Source organism: Shewanella dokdonensis (genome assembly GCF_018394335.1).
Classification (GTDB): Bacteria; Pseudomonadota; Gammaproteobacteria; order Enterobacterales; family Shewanellaceae; genus Shewanella; species Shewanella dokdonensis.
Genome location: NZ_CP074572.1, coordinates 3,021,951 through 3,041,749, shown reverse-complemented (window position 1 = coordinate 3,041,749; position 19,799 = coordinate 3,021,951). Strand labels below are relative to the sequence as shown.

The 19,799-nt window shown below is 49.9% G+C and carries 16 protein-coding genes and 2 pseudogenes; 12 read left to right on the top strand and 6 right to left on the bottom strand.

The annotated features are described in order from the left end of the window. The first annotated feature begins 10 nt into the window (after positions 1-10). The 4 genes from mltB to KHX94_RS14580 all read left to right on the top strand — a co-directional run bounded on the left by mltB (position 11) and on the right by KHX94_RS14580 (position 4,630). Positions 11-1,000, top strand: a complete 990-nt coding sequence (gene mltB, locus KHX94_RS14595; RefSeq protein WP_213681192.1) for a lytic murein transglycosylase B — start codon at positions 11-13, stop codon at positions 998-1,000. Then, a complete protein-coding gene (locus KHX94_RS14590) occupies positions 1,001-1,804 on the top strand; it encodes a septal ring lytic transglycosylase RlpA family protein (protein ID WP_244859178.1) in 804 nt (267 codons plus the stop codon). A gap of 56 nt (positions 1,805-1,860) precedes the next feature. Next, positions 1,861-3,150: a serine hydrolase gene (locus KHX94_RS14585; RefSeq protein WP_244859177.1), complete on the top strand. Its 1,290-nt coding sequence runs from the start codon at positions 1,861-1,863 to the stop codon at positions 3,148-3,150. 184 nt (positions 3,151-3,334) lie between these two features. Further along, entirely contained in the window at positions 3,335-4,630 is a 1,296-nt protein-coding gene (locus KHX94_RS14580) for a DEAD/DEAH box helicase (protein ID WP_213681191.1), read from the top strand. Between the two features lie 23 nt (positions 4,631-4,653). Here the strand turns inward: KHX94_RS14580 and KHX94_RS14575 are convergent, their stop codons facing one another. After that, complete coding sequence (locus KHX94_RS14575; protein WP_213681190.1) at positions 4,654-5,268, bottom strand: OB-fold-containig protein; 615 nt, start codon at positions 5,266-5,268, stop codon at positions 4,654-4,656. 565 nt (positions 5,269-5,833) lie between these two features. Here KHX94_RS14575 and KHX94_RS14570 point away from each other — a divergent pair. From KHX94_RS14570 to KHX94_RS14555, 4 genes and pseudogenes are all read left to right on the top strand, one after another. Then, positions 5,834-6,325 (top strand): GNAT family N-acetyltransferase, encoded by a 492-nt coding sequence (locus KHX94_RS14570; protein WP_213681189.1) that lies wholly within the window; start codon positions 5,834-5,836, stop codon positions 6,323-6,325. After that, a pseudogene (locus tag KHX94_RS14565) lies at positions 6,326-6,672 on the top strand (DMT family protein). Between the two features lie 17 nt (positions 6,673-6,689). Continuing rightward, positions 6,690-6,935 (top strand): DUF2960 domain-containing protein, encoded by a 246-nt coding sequence (locus KHX94_RS14560; RefSeq protein WP_213681188.1) that lies wholly within the window; start codon positions 6,690-6,692, stop codon positions 6,933-6,935. Further along, the gene (locus KHX94_RS14555; protein ID WP_213681187.1) at positions 6,936-7,442 is read left to right on the top strand and encodes an RDD family protein; all 507 of its coding nucleotides are present in this window, start codon (positions 6,936-6,938) and stop codon (positions 7,440-7,442) included. It begins immediately after the preceding gene. A 22-nt stretch (positions 7,443-7,464) separates the two neighbouring features. Here the strand turns inward: KHX94_RS14555 and lptG are convergent, their stop codons facing one another. Both lptG and lptF read right to left on the bottom strand, forming a co-directional pair. Then, on the bottom strand, positions 7,465-8,523 hold the full coding sequence (lptG, locus tag KHX94_RS14550) for an LPS export ABC transporter permease LptG (protein ID WP_213683457.1): 1,059 nt from the start codon (positions 8,521-8,523) through the stop codon (positions 7,465-7,467). Further along, positions 8,523-9,635, bottom strand: coding sequence for an LPS export ABC transporter permease LptF (lptF, locus tag KHX94_RS14545; protein ID WP_213681186.1), 1,113 nt, complete (start codon positions 9,633-9,635; stop codon positions 8,523-8,525). The genes lptG and lptF overlap by 1 nt, the downstream gene beginning before the upstream one ends. Before the next feature lie 249 nt (positions 9,636-9,884). Here lptF and pepA point away from each other — a divergent pair, with 249 nt between their 5' ends. Then, positions 9,885-11,393, top strand: coding sequence for a leucyl aminopeptidase (gene pepA / locus KHX94_RS14540; protein ID WP_213681185.1), 1,509 nt, complete (start codon positions 9,885-9,887; stop codon positions 11,391-11,393). 59 nt (positions 11,394-11,452) lie between these two features. Here pepA and KHX94_RS14535 read toward each other — a convergent pair whose 3' ends face one another. Beyond that, positions 11,453-12,151 carry a hypothetical protein gene (locus tag KHX94_RS14535; protein ID WP_213681184.1) on the bottom strand — a complete coding sequence of 233 codons (699 nt, stop codon included), beginning with the start codon at positions 12,149-12,151 and terminating at the stop codon, positions 11,453-11,455. Between the two features lie 225 nt (positions 12,152-12,376). Here KHX94_RS14535 and KHX94_RS14530 point away from each other — a divergent pair, with 225 nt between their 5' ends. The 3 genes from KHX94_RS14530 to KHX94_RS14520 all read left to right on the top strand — a co-directional run bounded on the left by KHX94_RS14530 (position 12,377) and on the right by KHX94_RS14520 (position 16,425). Then, a complete protein-coding gene (locus KHX94_RS14530; RefSeq protein ID WP_213681183.1) occupies positions 12,377-12,673 on the top strand; it encodes a hypothetical protein in 297 nt (98 codons plus the stop codon). A gap of 52 nt (positions 12,674-12,725) precedes the next feature. Continuing rightward, positions 12,726-15,002 carry a TonB-dependent receptor gene (locus KHX94_RS14525; RefSeq protein ID WP_213681182.1) on the top strand — a complete coding sequence of 759 codons (2,277 nt, stop codon included), beginning with the start codon at positions 12,726-12,728 and terminating at the stop codon, positions 15,000-15,002. Between the two features lie 256 nt (positions 15,003-15,258). Beyond that, complete coding sequence (locus tag KHX94_RS14520) at positions 15,259-16,425, top strand: pyridoxal phosphate-dependent aminotransferase (RefSeq protein WP_213683456.1); 1,167 nt, start codon at positions 15,259-15,261, stop codon at positions 16,423-16,425. Positions 16,426-16,477: 52 nt separating this feature from the next. On the opposite strand, the pseudogene dnaJ reads toward KHX94_RS14520, so the two are convergent. Continuing rightward, positions 16,478-17,610, bottom strand: a pseudogene (dnaJ, locus tag KHX94_RS14515) (molecular chaperone DnaJ). Between the two features lie 91 nt (positions 17,611-17,701). After that, positions 17,702-19,627: a molecular chaperone DnaK gene (dnaK, locus tag KHX94_RS14510; protein ID WP_213681181.1), complete on the bottom strand. Its 1,926-nt coding sequence runs from the start codon at positions 19,625-19,627 to the stop codon at positions 17,702-17,704. Between the last annotated feature and the right edge of the window lie 172 nt (positions 19,628-19,799).

The following is a 19,799-nucleotide window of genomic DNA, read 5'->3' as shown; positions in this document are numbered from 1 at the left end:
TACCTAGTTCATGCCGATATCAAAACAGTTGCTCGCGTTGCTACTGCTGGCAATAACGCCCCTGGCCAGCGCGGCTACCACGCCCACTTATGAGCAACTGCAACAACAGTTTATTGAAAAACAACAGCAGCAGGGCTTTACGGCTAAAGAAGTCACACAGTTTTTGGCGAACGCTCATAAAAACCAGCAGGTACTGGATGCGATAGCCAAACCTTGGGAAGCTAAACCTTGGTACCAGTATTATCCGCTGTTTTTGACCGACGAACGCTTACAGGCCGGGCTCAACTTCTGGCAACAGCATCAAGAAGCGATAAACCGCGCGGCCAAACAATATCAGATTGAACCCGAGATCATCGTTGCCATCATTGGCATAGAAACCTTCTACGGCAAGTTTCTGGGCAACTATCCGGTCGTGGATGCCCTTTACACGCTGGGGTTTTATTACCCGCCTCGCGCCGATTTCTTCCGTAGTGAACTGGGCAAACTGATGGTGTTATTGCGCCAAGAACAACTCGATGGCAGTAGCCTTAATGGCTCTTACGCCGGCGCCATGGGTTTTGGTCAGTTTATTCCCTCCAGTTACCTAGCCTATGCGGTGGATTTTGACCACGATGGTAAACGTGATCTGGTAGGCAGTGCGGTTGACGCCATTGGCAGTGTTGCCAATTATTTTCATCAGCACGGTTGGCAACAGGGGCAAGCGGTTGCGGTGCCACTCAATGTCACAGGCCAGCCCGCAGCGCATATCTGGCAACCGCAGGACAAACTGACACAAACTGCCGCCGATATTCTGGCACCAAATGTTGCCTTGGCCCAGTCGATGGATTTAGACATCTCGCAACCGGCCATGCTCATTCAGTTGCAACAGGCAGAAGCCAACGAATACTGGTTAGGGTTGAACAATTTCTATGTGATCACCCGCTATAACCGCAGCCCACTGTACGCCATGGTGGTATATCAGTTCAGTCAACAGTTGAGACAGCATCATGCTACGCATTAATTGGTTGCTTCCTTTGTGTGTGTTGCTATTACTGGGGGCTGTGCCAGCGAGCCAGCAAACCGCAATGATGGCCGCTACAGCATGAAACACGACCGACCGCCGGAAAATCCGCCAGACTTGTCGCAAGTTAAAGACGCGACGCCGCGTTATGAGCCCTATAGCAAACAAGGCAATAAAGACTATGAAGTGCTGGGGAAATCCTACGAGGTAATGCCTTCCGGCAAAGGCTTTGTGCAGGAAGGTTTAGCCTCTTGGTATGCGTCGAAATTTCATGGGCATAGCACCTCTAATGGCGAGATTTATGACATGTATTCCATGTCCGGTGCCCACAAGACCTTGCCCATTCCAAGTTACGTGCGAGTCACTAATCTAAATAATAATAAGAGTGTGATTGTACGTATCAATGATCGTGGCCCATTTCATTCCAACCGGATTATTGATGTGTCTTATGCCGCCGCCTATAAGCTGGATATGCTGAAAACCGGCACGGCGCCAGTGCGGTTGGAGGTTATCTATAACGATAGCCCCGAACATCAAGCCGTTGCGGCGATTAACAGTGGCAAAGCGGTTTATTACGTGCAGATTGTGGCGGCCAGTTCCAAAGAGAAACTCCAAGCGTTAGCCGTTGAACTGGAACAGAAATTTAAGATACAGAGCCGTATCACAGCGGCTGAAAACCTGTACCGTTTACAATTAGGGCCGATGGCCAATGAAGATCTCGCCAACCGCATGCTGGACACTATCCGCAGTGACGGGTACCCACAGAGCTATCTGGTGCGCGACGCGGCCACACAAGGCGGTTGATATTTGAGCGGTTCTTGTAAGATTAAGGAACCTTCACTGATATCGCTGGTCGACAAATGATATACTGGCTGTCTTTAGGCAGTTTCACTCCAACCATTAAAACGTATCCAGTCAATGATGAATTTCGCAAAAAAACCGCAACCGCACTATTCATGTTCACTGGCGTTGTCTGTGCAGGCGCGCTGGCTGACCCGGTTTCTCCAACGCCGATCCCCAATAATCCATCACCATCGTTAACCGCGCCCAGGCCAATGGTGATCCCTGATGCCCCCGAAGTGGCGGCGAAAGCCTACGTTTTAATGGATTACAACTCTGGTCAGATCATTGCAGAGAATAATGCCCATGAGCAACTGGACCCCGCCAGTCTCACCAAAATGATGACCAGTTATGTGATTGGACAAGAGATAAAACGTGGCAATGTCTCGCCCGATGACGAAGTCACCATCTCGCAAAATGCCTGGTCAAAGAATTTTCCAGATTCATCCAAGATGTTCATTGAAGTCGGGAAAAAGGTCAAAGTCTCCGACTTGAACCGCGGCATTATTATTCAGTCAGGTAATGATGCCTGCGTGGCAATGGCAGAACATATTGCCGGTACTGAAGGCGCATTTGTGGATCTGATGAACAGCTGGGCTAAACAGCTGGGCATGAAAGACAGCCACTTCGAAAATGCCCATGGCCTGCATGGCGAAAATCATAAAAGCACCGCCTATGATTTGGCATTGCTAGGCGCCGCGCTGATCCGTGACGTCCCCCATGAATACAAGATTTATGATGAGAAATCATTTACTTACAATGGCATAAAACAATACAACCGCAATGGCCTGTTATGGGATAACAGCCTCAATGTGGACGGGATCAAAACCGGTCATACCTCAGAAGCAGGCTACAACTTGGTAGCTTCGGCGACCAAAGACGGTATGCGCCTGATTTCCGTGGTATTGGGCACCAAGAGTGAATCAGCCCGTAAAGCAGAAAGTAAAAAACTGCTGGAATTTGGTTTCCGTTTCTTCGAAACCGTAACGCCATATAAAGCTGGCGACAGCTTTGTCACTCAGAAAATCTGGTACGGTGACAAACCAACCGTCAATTTGGGGGTGGTAACAGATACACCGCTTACCATTGCGCGTGGTCAGGCTAAAAACCTTAAAGCCAATTTCGAGCTGACGAAAGAGTTGACCGCTCCGATAGCCAAAGGTGAAACCGTGGGTCGGCTCTACTTCCAGTTAAACGGCAAAGACATTGCACAGTATCCACTGGTATCACTGGAAGAGGTCAAGGAAGGCAGTTGGTTCAGCAAGCTGATTGACTACTTTAAGCAGATGTTTTCCGGATGGTTTAACTAATCCGCTAAAAAGCCGCCTCCGGGCGGTTTTTTAATGCAGTAAGCCGTAGTTAGCGAACCTCATCCCCGGCTTGGTTACGGTTAACATTCCCTGGCCGCTGGATTTTTGCTATACTCCGCGGCCGCCTTGGTTCTGTAGCGCTAAAAGGCATTGGGCATCACGGCTTGAACACAGGAAACGTCACATGAAATTTGAATCTTACAGTTTTGCTCCCGAGATCATTCGCGCCGTCAGCGAATGCGGTTATGAGGAGATGACCCCGATTCAAAAACTGGCAATACCGCCGATCCGTCGCGGTCAAGATGTGTTAGCCAGTGCCCAGACCGGCACCGGGAAAACCGCCGCGTTCGTGTTACCGCTGCTACAGCGCATATTCGATAAACCCTGTGAATTACCCGCCAGCGTCATCCGCGTCTTGATCCTCGCCCCGACCCGTGAACTGGTGGCGCAAGTCGCCGACAATGCCAAGGCGTACAGCCGTTACCTTGATACCCGTGTGGTGTCGCTGTTTGGTGGGGTAAAGACCGCTGGCCAAGCCAATAAATTAAAAGCGGGCGTGGAACTGGTGGTGGCAACGCCAGGACGGCTACTGGAACATCTGCAAGCAGGTAACGTCAATCTATCGCAGGTTGAAGTGCTGGTACTGGATGAAGCCGATCGCATGCTAGATATGGGTTTTATCAAAGATATCCAGAAGATCCTGCAAGCCACCAACAAAGAACGGCAAACACTGATGTTTTCTGCCACCTTTTCTGGTGGGGTTAGGCAGCTTGCCGAACAGATCTTGCGACGACCGAAAGTGCTTGCCGCCGATCGCCAGAACACCACCGCATCTACCGTCAGCCAAGTGGTCTACCCGGTAGAACAGCGACGAAAACGGGAATTACTGGCCGAACTCATTGGCCGTAAAAACTGGCACCAGGTGCTGGTCTTCTCTGCTACCCGTGAAGACGCCGATCAACTGGCCGATGAACTGAATCAAGACGGCATCCCAACGGCGGCTGTACACAGTGAAAAAGCTCACGGCAAACGCCGCCGCTCACTCAAAGAGTTCACTGAAGGTAAAATTCGGGTACTGGTATCGACAGAAGTCGCCGCCCGTGGTCTGGATATCCCTGACCTCGATTACGTAGTGAATTATGACATGCCGTTTCTGGCGGAAGATTATGTACACCGCATAGGTCGTACCGGGCGAGCAGGCAAAACTGGCGTAGCGATTTCTTTCGTCAGCCGTGAAGAGGAACGGATCCTGGCCGATATCGAAAAACTCATTGGTCAACGCCTGAAACGCATCATGATGCCGGGTTATGAAGTGAGCAACCGCGATGTATTGCTCAAACAGTTGCAACGTCGCCGCTTTGGTAAACATAAACCAGACGCCAGCAGTGCCAGTGAACAAGTGGCGGCAGAAAAATCGATGTCAGGACGCCGCGTAAAGGTCAAAGTGGGCGGCAACCAGCAACACAAAAAACTCAAGTAATTCGTTATCCAGCACTGGCGCGCTCAGGATTCAAAACGAATGGCGCGCCAGATCATGCCCTCACGTTGCAACAACAACACGCGAGTGCCAGCTTCAAACGCCGTATTGTCTTCCTGAGGTTCCACCAGCACATAATGAATACGGTGTTGGTCATCGTGTACCAGCGCCTCTGCCGGACAGCCTTTAATCGCTTTGCCTAACGTCAAAATACCAATATTACCGCACAGATTGTCGTCCTCATCAGGTTCGACCACGGGCCAAGCAAGCCGTCGTCCCAGTAAGTGACAACTCAGCGCCGTGAGCGCAAATGCGGGCCACACAGAAATTTCCTGCGGCAACAGCGTGTCGGCCGAAAACCACACCAACAGATTCATCAGAAAACCACCGATGGCAAATGAAACCAGCGCCAGAATAAACCACAGTAAGACGGGAAGACGATCTAGCGCTAACCACGAAGCTAGGGACGGCTCTTCAGTAAACTCAGCCTCCTGGCGCTGTAACGCCAACGGCTCATCCATCAAGACACCAAGACTCCCACCTGCCACCCGCGCCATCGCTTCAACAACACCCAGCATAACCACCACGGTTGAACATACCACATATGGCAAGTTGTCATTGGCCAGAATGAAATCCAGCACTTTGCTCCTCCTTGAGGCAATCTGCATCCTGCAGTTGTCTCTATCCTTAATCCATTAACAACTGACTCTGTAAAATTTTAGACGGGGAGCCATCAACCCGCCAGCAGGGTTGTACGACATTCATGACCAATGGCAGTTGAGAACGCCAGGCAACCCCGCCAGCATGATAACAATATTGTGATTGCACAGGTCAAGTAATGAGCAGTAAATCCCTTGCCGCCTAGCGGTAACTCACTGACCATTTTCAGAAAATATCTCGTTTTTTAACTTGTTGCCGTCTTAGACGATTGGGCTCAGGCAACTATGATGCCGTCAGGCGGCAGTGATAACCGCGCTGCGCGCGGGCAACACTGGCCCGCCATATTTATACGCTGAAAAGCATTCTGGAACTAGCCGATGGGTTTTAATGAAGCACACATGGCACTGGCACCTTAGTACCCCAGGCAAGCCGTGTGCTCCTTATCCCTTTAATCCTGAACATCTGTCCCCACGCAACAGCGTTATCTGAGTTAATCCCGCCGAGAAACTGGTATACTGGTGGCACTCATCTCTCAGGTTGTGAATCATGCTTATTCGTGCCATCAAGACCGGTGACTGGCCGGCAATTGCGACAGTACAGCAACAAAGCTACCACGATATAGCACCGGAACCACTGGCAGTACTGCAAAACAAATGGCAACTGTCACCCGACAGTTGTTTTGTGATGGAACTGCGTGATCAAGTGCAGGGATATTGTCTCGCCCATCCATGGATTGAAGGCGATCCGCCAGCACTTTACAGCATGCTCGAACCCTGTCTCCATGCCGATACACTGTATCTGCACGATATAGCAGTAAGCCCGGCGGCGCGCGGTCATGGCTTTGCGACTCAGGCTTTTCGGCGCTTGGTACAGTTTGCCCTGCAACAACAGCTGGCCACCTTATCTTTGGTCGCAGTACAAGGCGCGGCTGATTACTGGCAAATGCTTGGATTTCGGCCCTGTGCCATCGAAAAATCCCTAGCCAGTTACACCGATGATGCCTGTTATATGCGTTACTCCTTGTCGCGGAATGTCTGAATGCAACCAACGCTTATCACTATTGGCCTGCTATGCCTGAGCAATATTTTTATGACGTTTGCTTGGTATGGTCATTTACGAATGCTCGGCAGCAAACCCTGGATCATTGCCGCACTCGTCAGTTGGGGCATTGCTCTGTTTGAGTATCTGTTGCAAGTACCAGCCAATCGTATTGGCTATAGCGTAATGAATGTGGGTCAGTTGAAGATCCTGCAAGAGGTGATCACACTCAGTATTTTCGTGCCCTTTTCTGTGTTTTTTTTGCGAGAGCCACTGAAACTCGATTATCTCTGGGCCGGGCTGTGCCGCTTGGCGCGGTATACTTTATTTTTCGCAGTAAGTTCTGACCGTTACAGGAGTCATTATGGCCAGATTGGTGAGCTACGAGTTTCGTGGCCAACAGAAAACCATCAATTTCGCTTTCGATAAATATCGCGATATTTTTGAAGCGGCCGCCGCTGCTGAAGGGGTTGATATCAGTGCGTTTCTGAAAATGGAACAACAAGTCGCACTGACCGCCAAAGGTGGTGGGGCGCTAAAAAGCTTTCGACTGCACGAGTTTGCCCGTATGGGTTTTAGCAATGTCCGCCTGTTAAAAACTGAAGACTGAATGACTGAAAAACACACGCCTAATTACCAGCTAGCAAACCTGCCGCGTGCCAGTTTAGGCAGGCGTCTAGGGGCGGCGCTTTATGATTTACTGTTAGCGCTGGCAATCTATAGCTTTGCCGGCATCATAGGTTTTGCACTATTTGCGTTGTGCCATAAGGTAGGCTTGTTCGTTATCCCAGAAGGAACACTGCTGGCAGACAATCTGCGCCAAAATGTGCTTTACCACGGTTTATATCAATGCTGGCTACTGTTGGCGGTTGTGGCGTTTTATAGCTATTTCTGGAGTCACGCTGGCCAAACCCTCGGGATGCAGGCATGGCGCTTAAGAGTACAACACCTCAATGGGCAAAACCTCAGCCTCATTACCGCCATCGCTAGGCTCTGCTGGTCATTGTTTGGCATTGGCAATCTATGGTTACTTGTCAGTAAGCAGCAATTGGCCTTACAAGATAGAGTTACCCACTCCGAAGTAGTGGTATTGCCAACGCATCGCCATAAAAGCTAACTGCCCTGCTAACAGGGCAGATTCACTTGCGAATATAGTAGATGGCCGCGCCCGTAAACAACAGACTCGGCATAATGGCCCCGACAACGGCAGGCATGTTGTAGACGATGCTCATCGGCCCAAAAATCTCGTTGCTGATATGAAATACAAAACCGGCAACCACCCCAAGCAGCACCCTCGCCCCCATGGTGACATTGCGTAGCGGCCCAAAAACAAACGATAGAGCCACCAGCATCATCACCGCCACGGTGACGGGCTGCATCAATTTGTGCCACAGTGCCAATTCATAGCGGCTGGCATCCTGGTTGTTGCCTTTCAGATATTCCATATATCCGGCCAACCCCTTGATTGGTAAAGAGTCAGGATCAACCGATACCACACTGAGTTTGTCCGGCGTGAGGCTGGAAGGCCAACGATCTTCGGCCAGATCATTAACGACTACCTGTTCATTTTTGATGCTGGTACGACGCACATTCTGTAACTGCCAGTAATCGTGTGCATAAAAGGCTGCGGCCGCATGCACCACACTTTGCAGACGTTGATTATCATCAAATTCATATAGCGTGACATCACTGAGATGTTCAATGGTTTCTATCTGGCCGATATTAACAAACAGATTGCCATCTTTGGCCCAAACACCACGGTGCGACTTGATAAGGTTACCACCAGAAATTTTAGTGGCCTTGAGTTCACTGGCTTTCATCTGTGCCACCGGGGCGCCCCATTCCCCCAGAGCCATCACCAGCAACATCAGCGGTACGGCGGTTTTCATCACTGATAAGGTAATTTGCAGCCTGGATAATCCTGACGCCTGCATCACTACCAATTCTGAATTGGACGCCAGCATTCCCATACCGATGAGGGCGCCTAACAGCACGGCCATCGGGAAAAAGGTTTCAATATCACGCGGCACTAGATACAGCACATAAACAGCGGCGTCCATCATGCTGTAGCTGCCGCGGCCCACTAAACGCAGTTGGTCAACCCATTTTATGATACCGGACAAGCCCGTCAGAATTAGCAAACACAGCGCCGAGGAACTCAGCAACGCACGGGCAATGTACCAATCGAGGATTTTCATCATGCTGCGGCTCCCCGACGTCTAAATAGCCCGGCGATGCGCGCGCCAATAGGACGTTCTTTACTTAACAACAAAATTCCCAATAACAATGCCGAGCCGTGGATCCACCACATCCCCAGCGACAACGGAATGATATTATCCTGCAATGCTTTGCGCCCAGCGACCAACAACCCAAAATAGCCCAGATAGAGCAGCACCGCGGGGAACAATTTGCCGAATTTGCCCTGGCGGACATTAACTCTGGCTAAAGGCACCGCAATCAGCGTCATCAACGGGATGGCAATAGGGATCGCCAAACGCCACTGCAATTCAGCAACCGCAGTGCTGTTATCCTGTTTTAGCAGCTCCTCGGTAGACAACGCCGACATACGCCGATCTGTCTCATCGATCTCCCGTTCCTTAATCTGTGTCTGATAGCTGCCAAATTCAATTATCTGTACATCCTTGCGATTAGCCGCGCCCTGATAACGCACGCCATTGTCGAGTTTCAGGCTTTCCGCACCACTGGCATCTTCGGTCACCCGACCATTTTTTGCTACCACCAGATTCGCCTGTCCTGACTCTTTTCCGGCCTCAGGCATTTGTGCTACAAACACTTTTTCCAGTTCGTTGTCTTTACTTATTTTTTCTACAAAAATAACCGCGCGGCCATTGGGACTGGTTTGAAAACGGCCTTGTACCAACGCCGCCAATCCGGCTTCAGATTTAGCCTTTTCCAGCACCAGTCGCTGTTGCTCCTCGGCCCAAGGTTTGCCATACATGGACAACCAGAAAGTGAACAGGCAGTTCACCAGCGCCAGCAACAAGACCACGCGCGTCACGTACCATTCACTAATGCCCACACCATGCAGAACCACCATCTCATTTTCGGCATACATACGGCCATGAGCCAGCAGGATGCCGAGAAATAAACTCAACGGCAAAATCAATACAATCAAACCGGGCAAGTTAAGCCCGATTAAGGTCATCACTAACGAAGAGGGAAATTCACCGTCGGAGGCATCGGCCAGAATTCGTACAAATTGTTGACTGACAAAAATGGCAAGCAGCACAGTCAACACGGCAATCTGCGTTTTGAGCACTTCACGGATTAAGTATCTGAATACAATCACAGGCTGGGTCCTGTATCTAAACTTATCTTTTTGCTGATATCAGAGTATCTTTTATGTAAACTGTCCACTTTTGACAGTTTTCTGTCCAAACTGGCGATGTCAACACTCATTAAGGTAGCCCATCGCTGCGGATAGGTGTTTCAGCACCCTCTGCTGCCGGATAAAAATCCGCCCCAAATGCAGACGGGCACGAGCTGGCATTATCCAATAAATCAAAAAGTTTGTCTTTAAAAGAATCTAGGAGAGCTCATGGAGTTTAGCGTAAAGAGCGGTAGTCCTGAGAAGCAGCGTTCCGCCTGTATCGTGGTTGGCGTATATGAACCGCGCCGCCTATCAGGTATTGCTGAACAGCTGGACAAAATTAGCGGTGGCTATATCAGTAACCTGTTAAGACGCGGTGATCTCGAAGGCAAAACCGGCCAAATGTTACTGTTGCACCACGTTGATAATGTTCTGAGTGAGCGGATACTGCTGGTCGGTTGTGGCAAAGAACGAGAGCTTGATGAACGCCAATACAAACAAATCATCGCCAAAACCATCAATACACTCAACGAAACTGGCTCAATGGAAGCAGTATGTTTCCTCACCGAGCTTCACGTAAAAGGCCGCGATACTTATTGGAAAGTGCGTCAAGCCGTGGAGACCACCAATGCCGCACTTTACTGCTTTGATGCGCTAAAGAGCCGTAAAGGCGAGGCTCGCCGGCCATTGCGTAAGTTAGTGTTTAATGTGCCAACCCGTCGCGAACTCACCTTAGGGGAACGGGCGATCACCCACGGTTTGGGCGTTTCAGCGGGCATAGAACTGTGCCGCAATGTGGCTAACATGCCGCCTAACATTTGTAATGCTGCCTATCTTGCGTCCCAGGCAAAACAGCTTGCTGAAGTGCACCACAATTTAAAAGTCTCCACTATTGGCGAAGAACAGATGGCACAGTTAGGCATGAATGCCTACCTGGCGGTGGGTCGTGGTAGTGCGAATGAATCGATCATGACCATCATGGAATATCGGGGCGCCGTTGATAATACGGCCAAACCTGTGGTGTTGGTTGGCAAAGGACTGACGTTTGACTCTGGTGGTATCTCCCTCAAACCTGGCGAAGCCATGGATGAGATGAAATACGACATGGGAGGCGCTGCCGGGGTTTTGGGTACCATGAAGGCCATTTGCGAACTGCAATTACCGATTAATGTCATCGGTGTTCTAGCAGGTTGCGAGAATATGCCATCAGGTAACGCCTATCGTCCTGGCGATATTCTCACAACCATGAGTGGTCAGACAGTAGAAGTGCTCAATACCGATGCCGAGGGCCGTTTAGTATTGTGTGATGCACTCACCTATGTGGAACGTTTTGATCCTGAGCTGGTTATCGATACCGCAACACTGACAGGTGCCTGTGTTATCGCCCTGGGTAAACACGCCTCAGGCCTATTCTCTAGCCATAATCCTTTGGCCCATGAAATATTGAATGCCGGAGAGCAAGCGGGCGATCGCGCTTGGCGTTTACCATTGTGGGAAGAGTATCAGGAACAACTGGAAAGCCCATTTGCCGATATGGCCAACATTGGCGGTCGTCCAGCAGGCTCAATCACCGCCGCCTGTTTTCTGTCACGTTTCACTAAGAAATATAACTGGGCCCATCTGGATATCGCGGGCACCGCCTGGACCAGTGGGGCGAACAAAGGCGCTACCGGACGCCCGGTGCCAATGTTGACACAGTTTATTATCAACCGTTCTGGCGTAGAACAGGGCGAGTAATCTAGTTGATAACCACCTCAAAAGCGAAGCTTAAAGCTTCGCTTTTTGTTTTTAGCGGGTTATGGCGGTGATACATCGTAAATGGTGATAAAGCTGCAATGTTCCGGCAGCAACGAAGATGTTTGCGCCGTAACGGTTAGCTTATCCGCTTGCCGCTCACCGGCCCACGTAGACACTGGCACGCGCACCAGTTTAAAACGCATCTGCGTGTTCTGGGTTGATAGCGTGCCGTTACCTTGTGCATTTAGACTGTAATTGCCTTTGAGCAAGGGATATTCATCCCCTCTATCGAGGGTGAAACTGTGAGTATCGGCATCGGTTTGCAACACCATATATTGACCAGCACAATTATCAGTCTGCATGACTACGGGCATATTGATACTAAATGATGAAGGCAGATACAGCCCCACATTATAGCCATTATAAAAGTGTTGTGCCGTCTGCATCGATATCACATCAACCGTAGCGTATCCCTGCTGCTGTATAGCACGCACAATGCCATTGATATAAGCGTCATCAAACAGCAATGGACTCTTAATCAGCAATGGCTGCGTTAATTTATAGGGTGGTGCCACATTGATGACAGTAACGTCATAGCCCTGCTGTTGTAATTGCTGTTGGAGCGCATCGATCTTGGCGGGAATGACCTGAGCACGTGACAAAAACACCTGCTGACTGCTGCATCCGCATAGCAGGCAAAGCCATAATGCCTGCCGCATTTTCTTCAAAATCACTAGGGTGCAACGAGGCATAAACATGCAAAATTCCATCGATTTTCGTATCTTAACAAACCAGATACAGCGTTAATTGACCTTGATGAGTAACATCCATCTAAAAATGTAATTTAAGTAAAAACAATAAATTAATCAAAAATCAAGGAAGCTCATGCCCCCAACCTCATACTTTGTTACTAAATCTTCACTGGACGCCGCCGAGTGAAACAAGTAACGTGCTGCCGTTATAACAGATTGTCCTGAATCGAGATGTTACGTCGAATATTACCGCAAAACAAAAAGTGGCTGTGGTTGCTGCTGGGCGTTTGGCTGACTGTATTGCAGTCGGTTGCGGTCGTGCATTCTGCGGAACATGGGTTGGTTCATGAACATTCCCACTGTCTACTCTGTAACTTCAGTAACCATCCGAGTAGCGGCCCCACAGCAGTATTGCCAGTTGCCGCGATTCAAGCCTTAGTCATTAAAGTCGCCGGGCCGTTATACATTCAACCCGCACTACCTTGGTTACGTACCCTTTCAACCCGTGCACCGCCCTATCTGTCCTGATAATTCTTTAAAAATTTATCTATTTTAATGCTTATCAAAAAGGACAGGCATAATGAAACTTAGCGCTTTATTTGTAGCACTGGCGTCCGTCGGTGTGAGCACTACGGCTTTGGCCGCACAATTACAGGGGAAAGTAACTGACAATCGAGGCAATCCTGTAGCGAATGCCTTGGTCAGTGTTGATGGTGGTAACCAAGTGACAACCGATGCCCAAGGGCAATATCGCTTACAGATCGCCGACAACAGCCATCTGCATCTGCATATCAGCAGTGACAAGTTCAAACACAGTGAACAGGATCTAAAAATCAGTCACGGCACTATTACTCAGGACTTTACCTTGAGCAGTAGCCAGATAGAGAACATTGTGGTGACCGCCTCACCTTTAGGCCGTTCTGCGCTGGAAAGTACAACGCCAGTTACCGTGCTTAGCGATGACCAACTGAAGCTCAATACCGAACCAACATTAGGCGATACGCTAGATAAACTACCCGGGGTGCAAGCCTCTCACTTTGGGGCTGGCGCCAGTCGTCCAATCATCCGCGGTATGGATGGTCCCCGAGTCAAGATCCTTGAAAATGGCTTATCTGTCGGTGACGCGTCTACAGTATCAGCAGATCATGCGGTAACTGCCGAAGCCGCTTCTGCCCAACAGATTGAAATTCTGCGCGGTCCAGGCACGCTACTCTATGGTAATGGCGCCATCGGTGGTGTGGTCAACGTGGTAGATAAACGCCTGCACGAACAACCTGTAGATAGCTTCAACGGTGAAGTAGGCGCGCGTTACGATAGTGCTAATGATGGCAAAACCCTAAATGCCGATTTGAATGGCGGTAACGGCCAGTATAACTGGCACCTTGATGGCACCCGCCGCCGCACCAATTCTTATGATATTCCGGGTAATGCCATTGCCGATGACACAACCACTCATGGCACGGTCGATAACAGCCAGCTACAACTGGATGAATATGCCGCTGGTGTAGGATATACCGGAGATAACGGTTTTATCGGTGTATCTGGCGCCCGCACAGAATCCAATTACGGCATTCCTGGCCGTGGTGAAGAAGGCGCGCCGGATATTACGATTGACCTAAAGAAAACCGCTTGGCAGTTGCATGGTGGCCTGTTAGATCCTTTTGCGGGTTTCTCCAAAGTGCGCCTGGATGCTGGATATACTGATTATCAGCATGCTGAAGAGGAAGATGGCGATGCCGATACTTTCTTCTATAACAAGCAGACAGAAGCCCGGCTGACGCTGAATAATAACCCTTGGGGTGAATGGCAAGGCGCTATGGGGCTGCACTTCATTCACCGTGATTTTTCGGTAGAGGGCGCTGAACAGCTAACCCCTAATAGCAATACCGATACCATTGCAGCGTTTATTATGCAGGAGCGCAAAGTGGATGATTTCCGCTTTGAACTGGGTGGGCGCATTGAGAGTTATCGCCTCAAACCTGAGGCCATGACGCTAGATACGCTGGCCGGAGAAGAAGCGTATCAACCGCAGAAACTGAGCGACGTGAATGGCACCCTATCAGCAGGTGTAGTATGGGACTTCGACCCGTCCTACAACTTGAGTGTGGCGTTAACTAGAGCAGAACGCTCAGCCACCGCCGAAGAACTTTACAGCTATGGCCCCCACGATGCGACCCAGAGCTTTGAGCTGGGTTCTGAATTCCGGGTAGAAAACGGCCAGATTATGGTCAATGCCGGGGATGCTGATAAAGAGATTGCCAATAACCTCGACCTGACCTTACGTAAGATAGAAGGTAGCTGGACGGGCTCATTGAGCATGGCCTATAACCGCGTTAATAACTTCTTCTACGAGGGTAATACTGGCCTTATCGCTTCTGACTTGGTTAACAGTGATGAAGAAGGCGATCTACCGGTTTATCAGTATGCTCAAGCAGATGCTGAGCTTTATTCGGTAGAGGCTCAGGCCAATATTCCGTTCAACGATCTTTGGTCATTGGCGCTGTTCAGTGATTATACTCGTGGCAAATTGGTGGATGGTGGCAATCTGCCGCGGATCTCGCCACTGCGCTTCGGCTCAACCCTGAATTTCGATCTGGATCAGTGGCATGCGGATGTCGGCATGATCGCCTACTCTCGGCAGAGCGATGTGGCTGACAATGAAACAGAAACCGCCGGATACACCCTCGTCAACGCTTCTGTCACCTATCGTCTGTTCAGTGATAATGGCGACATGCTAGTGTATCTGAAAGGTAGCAACCTGACCGATCAGCAAGCGCGCCCACACACCTCATTATTGAAAGATTATGCGCCTTTGATGGGACGTAATCTGATGCTAGGCGTCAGCTATTCATTCTAAAGTCAATTGTTTGATTTAGTATGGGATCAGCAAAAAGCGAAGCCAAATGGCTTCGCTTTTTTATTAAATGACTCGAATCATTGCACCTTTTAGGGACTCACTAGGGAAAACTATTGCATTATGGTGCAGGATTTGGCTCACTGTGATGCACCATAATACAACATAAAATTACATTGTTATAACATTCAATCAGTTAACGACTGGCATAGTTAATGCTCATGCAAACTGATAACAACTACCACAAGGAGCAAATTCAATGGCAGACAGCGACATAACTAACGTGCAGCGGCGCCAATTTTTAAAATTTTCTGGAGTGCTGATGGGTGGCGCAGCCGTAAGTGGTCTGAGTCAACCGGTACTGGCAAAAACCGAACTTAGCCCAACGTTCACCCCGCCCAGTGCTGATAACCCCATCCGTATCAACTTCAATGAAAACCCGCTGGGGATGTCACCAAAAGCTCAGGCTGTTGCCAAAGAAACCGTTGCCATCTCCAATCGTTACCCGATGGGAGAGATGTTTGAACTGCGTAAACAGCTGGCAGATCAATATGGCATGCCAGAAAAAGCGGTCATTCTTACCCTCGGGGCAACCGAAGGCATCCGCGTGGTAATAGAAGCACTGGCCGCAGCCAATGTACAGTTAGTTGCACCAGAACTGACCTTCAGCGCCGCTGAAGATTACGCCCGCAGCAATGGCATGAAAATTACTCGTGTACCCATGACCAAAACATGGGATATCGATTTAGCCGCCATGAAAAAGGCCGTTGCCGACTATAAAGGGCCGTCAGTGGTATATCTGGTCAACCCGAATAACCCGACGGGAGCCATTTGTAAAGCGGCAGAAGTAGAAGCCTGGATCAACAGTAAACCCGCGGATACGCTTTTCATGATGGATGAGGCTTATGCCGAATTTGCTGACGATCCAAATTTCCGCTCGGTTGCTCCATTGCTCAAAGCGGGTGCCGAAAATGTGATTCTGCTGAAAACCTTTTCCAAATTATTCGCCATGGCCGGGATGCGTGTAGGTTATGCGGTGGCCACACCGTCATTGATTGCCAAACTACAACCAAAAATCGGCGATAACCTGCTGAACTACTGTGGGATTAAGGCTGCCATGGTGTCATTGAAAGATGAAGCCTTCATCAAGTACAGCCGGGCAAGTAACGATACCTCGCGCAAAATTCTGCTACAGGCATTGAATGCACTGAAAATTTCCTATGTGCCCTCCAACACCAATTTCATTTTCCACAAACTCAACGTGCCGTTGGCAGAGTATCAGGAACATATGAAACAGGCGGGGATCTTGGTAGGCCGGGCATTTCCACCAGCAGATGATTATTGCCGGGTGTCCTTAGGAACACCGGAAGAGATGACTTACGTTGCCAAGGTCATGCTGGAATTTGGCAAAAAAGGCTGGATTTAAGCGGTCATAGAGAGACAAAAGCCAGTGCACTGCACTGGCTTTTCTTTAGGCATCAGCTATTAAGGTCTTGGAAGAATTTCTTCACACCGTCAAACCAGCCTTCGGCCTTGGGACTGTGCTTACCGCCACCACTGAGGGTGTCTTCAAATTCACGCAACAGCTCTTTCTGACGCTCAGACAGGTTTACCGGAGTTTCCATGACGACCTTACATAACAGGTCACCCACGGCATGGCTACGCACGGACTTCACCCCTTTGCCGCGTAAACGGAACATGCGCCCGGTCTGCGTTTCCGGTGGGATCTTCAGACTGACCTTGCCTTCGAGCGTTGGTACTTCGACTTCACCGCCCAATGCTGCTTTGGCAAAGGAGATCGGCACTTCGCAGTACAAGTTATTGCCATCACGCACAAAAATCGGATGCTCGCGCACCGTTACCTGGACATACAGGTCGCCCGCTGGCGCGCCGAATTCGCCGGCTTCGCCCTCGCCCGCCAGACGGATGCGGTCGCCGGTATCCACCCCGGCCGGGATTTTGACCGACAGGGTTTTGCTTTTCTCCATGCGGCCGTCGCCATGACATTTGCTGCAAGGCTCCTTGATAATCTTACCGCGACCATGACATGTCGGGCAGGTTTGCTGAACCGCAAAGAAACCCTGACGCATCTGTACCTGACCACTGCCATGACAAGTGCCACAAGTCGTAGCAGAGGTACCCTTTTTAGCACCTGAGCCACCACAAAGATCACACGTTGCCAGGGTGGGGATGCGCAATTCTCGGTTGATGCCGCGAACCGCTTCTTCCAGTGACAATTCGAGGTTATAGCGCAGGTCAGAACCGCGGGCCGGTTGTCTGTGTCCACCACGACGACCTCCGCCGAAGATATCCCCGAAGACATCACCGAAAATATCGCTGAAGTCTGCGCCATTCCCCCACCAAAACCTCCGGCACCACGGCTGGGATCGACCCCAGCATGACCGAACTGGTCATACGCGGCACGCTTGTCGGCATCGGTCAGGATTTCATAGGCTTCTTTGACTTCTTTGAATTTGGCTTCGGCTTCTTTATCGCCGGGATTGCGGTCCGGATGGTATTTCATCGCTAGGCGTTTATAGGCCTTTTTGATGTCCCGTTCACTGGCGTCCCGGGCGACGTCTAATACTTCGTAATAATCTCGCTTTGACATAATCTCTCACGCGTTCTTGGCTGGAGCAGAACGAGCGGGCGTTAGGGTCACCCCATAACGCCCGCCTAATTAATCAGGGAAGATAGCCTGATTATTTCTTGTCGTCTTTAACCTCTTCAAACTCAGCATCAACGACATCATCGGCAGTGGCGTTACTGTTGTTACCCTGATGGGCTGATTCAGCACCACCCTGAGCCTGTTGCGCCTGCGTTTGAGCCATTTCTACCAATTTACCAGAGGCTTCAATCAGTTCCTGAGTGGCTTTTTCGATAGCTTCTTTATCGCTGCCTTTTACCGCAGCTTCTACCTTGCTGATGGCAGCATCAATTTTCGCTTTATCGTCACTGCTCAGGGCTTCACCCGCTTCGGCTACCTGTTTCTTGGTAGCGTGCACCAGACCATCAGCCTGGTTACGGGCACTGACCAGTTCTTCAAACTTCTTGTCATCTTCTGCGTGAGCTTCAGCATCACGTACCATTTTTTCTACTTCATCGTCAGACAGACCAGAAGAAGCTTTAATGGTGATGGCCTGTTTCTTACCGGTTTTCTTATCGGTAGCAGACACATTCAGAATACCGTCAGCGTCGATATCAAAAGTCACTTCAATCTGTGGCATGCCGCGTGGTGACGGTTCAATACCTTCCAAGTTGAACTGACCTAGAGACTTGTTGGCACTGGCCTGTTTACGTTCACCCTGCAACACATGGATAGTCACAGCGTTCTGGTTATCTTCGGCTGTTGAGAACACCTGCTGCGCCTTGGTAGGAATAGTGGTGTTTTTCTCAATCAGCTTGGTCATTACCTGACCCATGGTTTCGATACCCAGAGACAGTGGTGTTACGTCCAGCAGCAGCACGTCTTTCACGTCGCCAGCCAACACCCCACCCTGAATTGCCGCACCAACCGCAACCGCTTCGTCAGGGTTCACGTCTTTACGTGGTTCCTTACCGAAGAAGTCAGCCACGGCTTGTTGTACTTTAGGCATACGAGTCTGACCACCCACCAAGATCACTTCGTTGATCTCAGAGACTGACAAACCTGCATCAGACAAGGCGACTTTCACAGGCTCCAGTGAGCGGGTGATCAGGTCTTCTACCAGCGATTCCAGTTTGGCACGGGTGATTTTCACCACTAAGTGCTTAGGACCGGTAGCATCTGCGGTGATATACGGCAGATTAACTTCAGTCTGAGTAGTACTAGACAGTTCAATCTTGGCTTTTTCAGCCGCTTCTTTCAGACGTTGCATCGCCAGCGGATCATTGCGCAAGTCGATGCCCTGTTCTTTCTTGAATTCGTCAGCCAGATAGTTGATCAAACGGTTATCGAAGTCTTCACCACCTAAGTGAGTATCACCGTTGGTTGCCAGCACTTCAAAAGTCTGATCGCCGTCATTGCTGTCAATTTCAATGACAGAGATATCGAAAGTACCACCACCAAGGTCGAACACGGCAATCACATTATCGCCCTGTTTCTTGTCGATACCGTACGCCAGTGCCGCAGCAGTAGGTTCGTTGATAATACGTTTTACTTCCAGACCGGCGATACGGCCAGCATCTTTAGTCGCCTGACGCTGAGAATCGTTGAAGTATGCAGGCACGGTAATAACCGCTTCGGTCACTGGTTCACCGAGGAAGTCTTCTGCAGTTTTCTTCATTTTCTTCAGCACTTCGGCTGACACCTGAGGAGGGGCCATTTTCTTGCCACGGCTTTCTACCCAGGCATCACCGTTGTCGGCTTTGATAATTTTGAACGGCATGATGCTTACATCACGCTGTACTTCATCGTCAGTAAAACGACGACCAATCAAACGCTTAATTGCGAAGAAGGTGTTGGCCGGGTTGGTCACTGCCTGACGTTTGGCCGGCTGACCTACCAGGGTCTCATCTTCGGTATAAGCAATGATTGAAGGAGTGGTGCGATCGCCTTCAGCATTTTCCAAAACCCGCGGTTTGCCACCTTCAAGAACGGCAACACAAGAGTTAGTTGTGCCTAAGTCGATACCAATAATTTTACCCATGAGGTCCTCCGAAAAATCTTTTCTTTCGAACTAAAATAATCATCTGCTATGGATCTGGGGGCAAAGTTGTTGATTTCAAGGCCTTTGCCAAACTACCCAAATCGCGCCTTAACCCCTATATAGGGGCGCGATTTTGCTTTACAAGGGCTCGGTTAAAAAAATTGATCTTAAA

Bases quoted from the DNA above. Each gene is read 5' to 3' on its own strand.
- mltB (WP_213681192.1), top strand. From the start codon at position 11: ATGCCGATATCAAAACAGTTGCTCGCGTTGCTACTGCTGGCAATAACG.
- KHX94_RS14585 (WP_244859177.1), top strand. From the start codon at position 1,861: ATGATATACTGGCTGTCTTTAGGCAGTTTCACTCCAACCATTAAAACG.
- KHX94_RS14580 (WP_213681191.1), top strand. From the start codon at position 3,335: ATGAAATTTGAATCTTACAGTTTTGCTCCCGAGATCATTCGCGCCGTC.
- KHX94_RS14570 (WP_213681189.1), top strand. From the start codon at position 5,834: ATGCTTATTCGTGCCATCAAGACCGGTGACTGGCCGGCAATTGCGACA.
- KHX94_RS14560 (WP_213681188.1), top strand. From the start codon at position 6,690: ATGGCCAGATTGGTGAGCTACGAGTTTCGTGGCCAACAGAAAACCATC.
- KHX94_RS14555 (WP_213681187.1), top strand. From the start codon at position 6,936: ATGACTGAAAAACACACGCCTAATTACCAGCTAGCAAACCTGCCGCGT.
- lptG (WP_213683457.1), bottom strand. From the start codon at position 8,523: ATGAAAATCCTCGATTGGTACATTGCCCGTGCGTTGCTGAGTTCCTCG.
- pepA (WP_213681185.1), top strand. From the start codon at position 9,885: ATGGAGTTTAGCGTAAAGAGCGGTAGTCCTGAGAAGCAGCGTTCCGCC.
- KHX94_RS14535 (WP_213681184.1), bottom strand. From the start codon at position 12,151: ATGTTTATGCCTCGTTGCACCCTAGTGATTTTGAAGAAAATGCGGCAG.
- KHX94_RS14530 (WP_213681183.1), top strand. From the start codon at position 12,377: ATGTTACGTCGAATATTACCGCAAAACAAAAAGTGGCTGTGGTTGCTG.
- KHX94_RS14525 (WP_213681182.1), top strand. From the start codon at position 12,726: ATGAAACTTAGCGCTTTATTTGTAGCACTGGCGTCCGTCGGTGTGAGC.
- KHX94_RS14520 (WP_213683456.1), top strand. From the start codon at position 15,259: ATGGCAGACAGCGACATAACTAACGTGCAGCGGCGCCAATTTTTAAAA.
- dnaK (WP_213681181.1), bottom strand. From the start codon at position 19,627: ATGGGTAAAATTATTGGTATCGACTTAGGCACAACTAACTCTTGTGTT.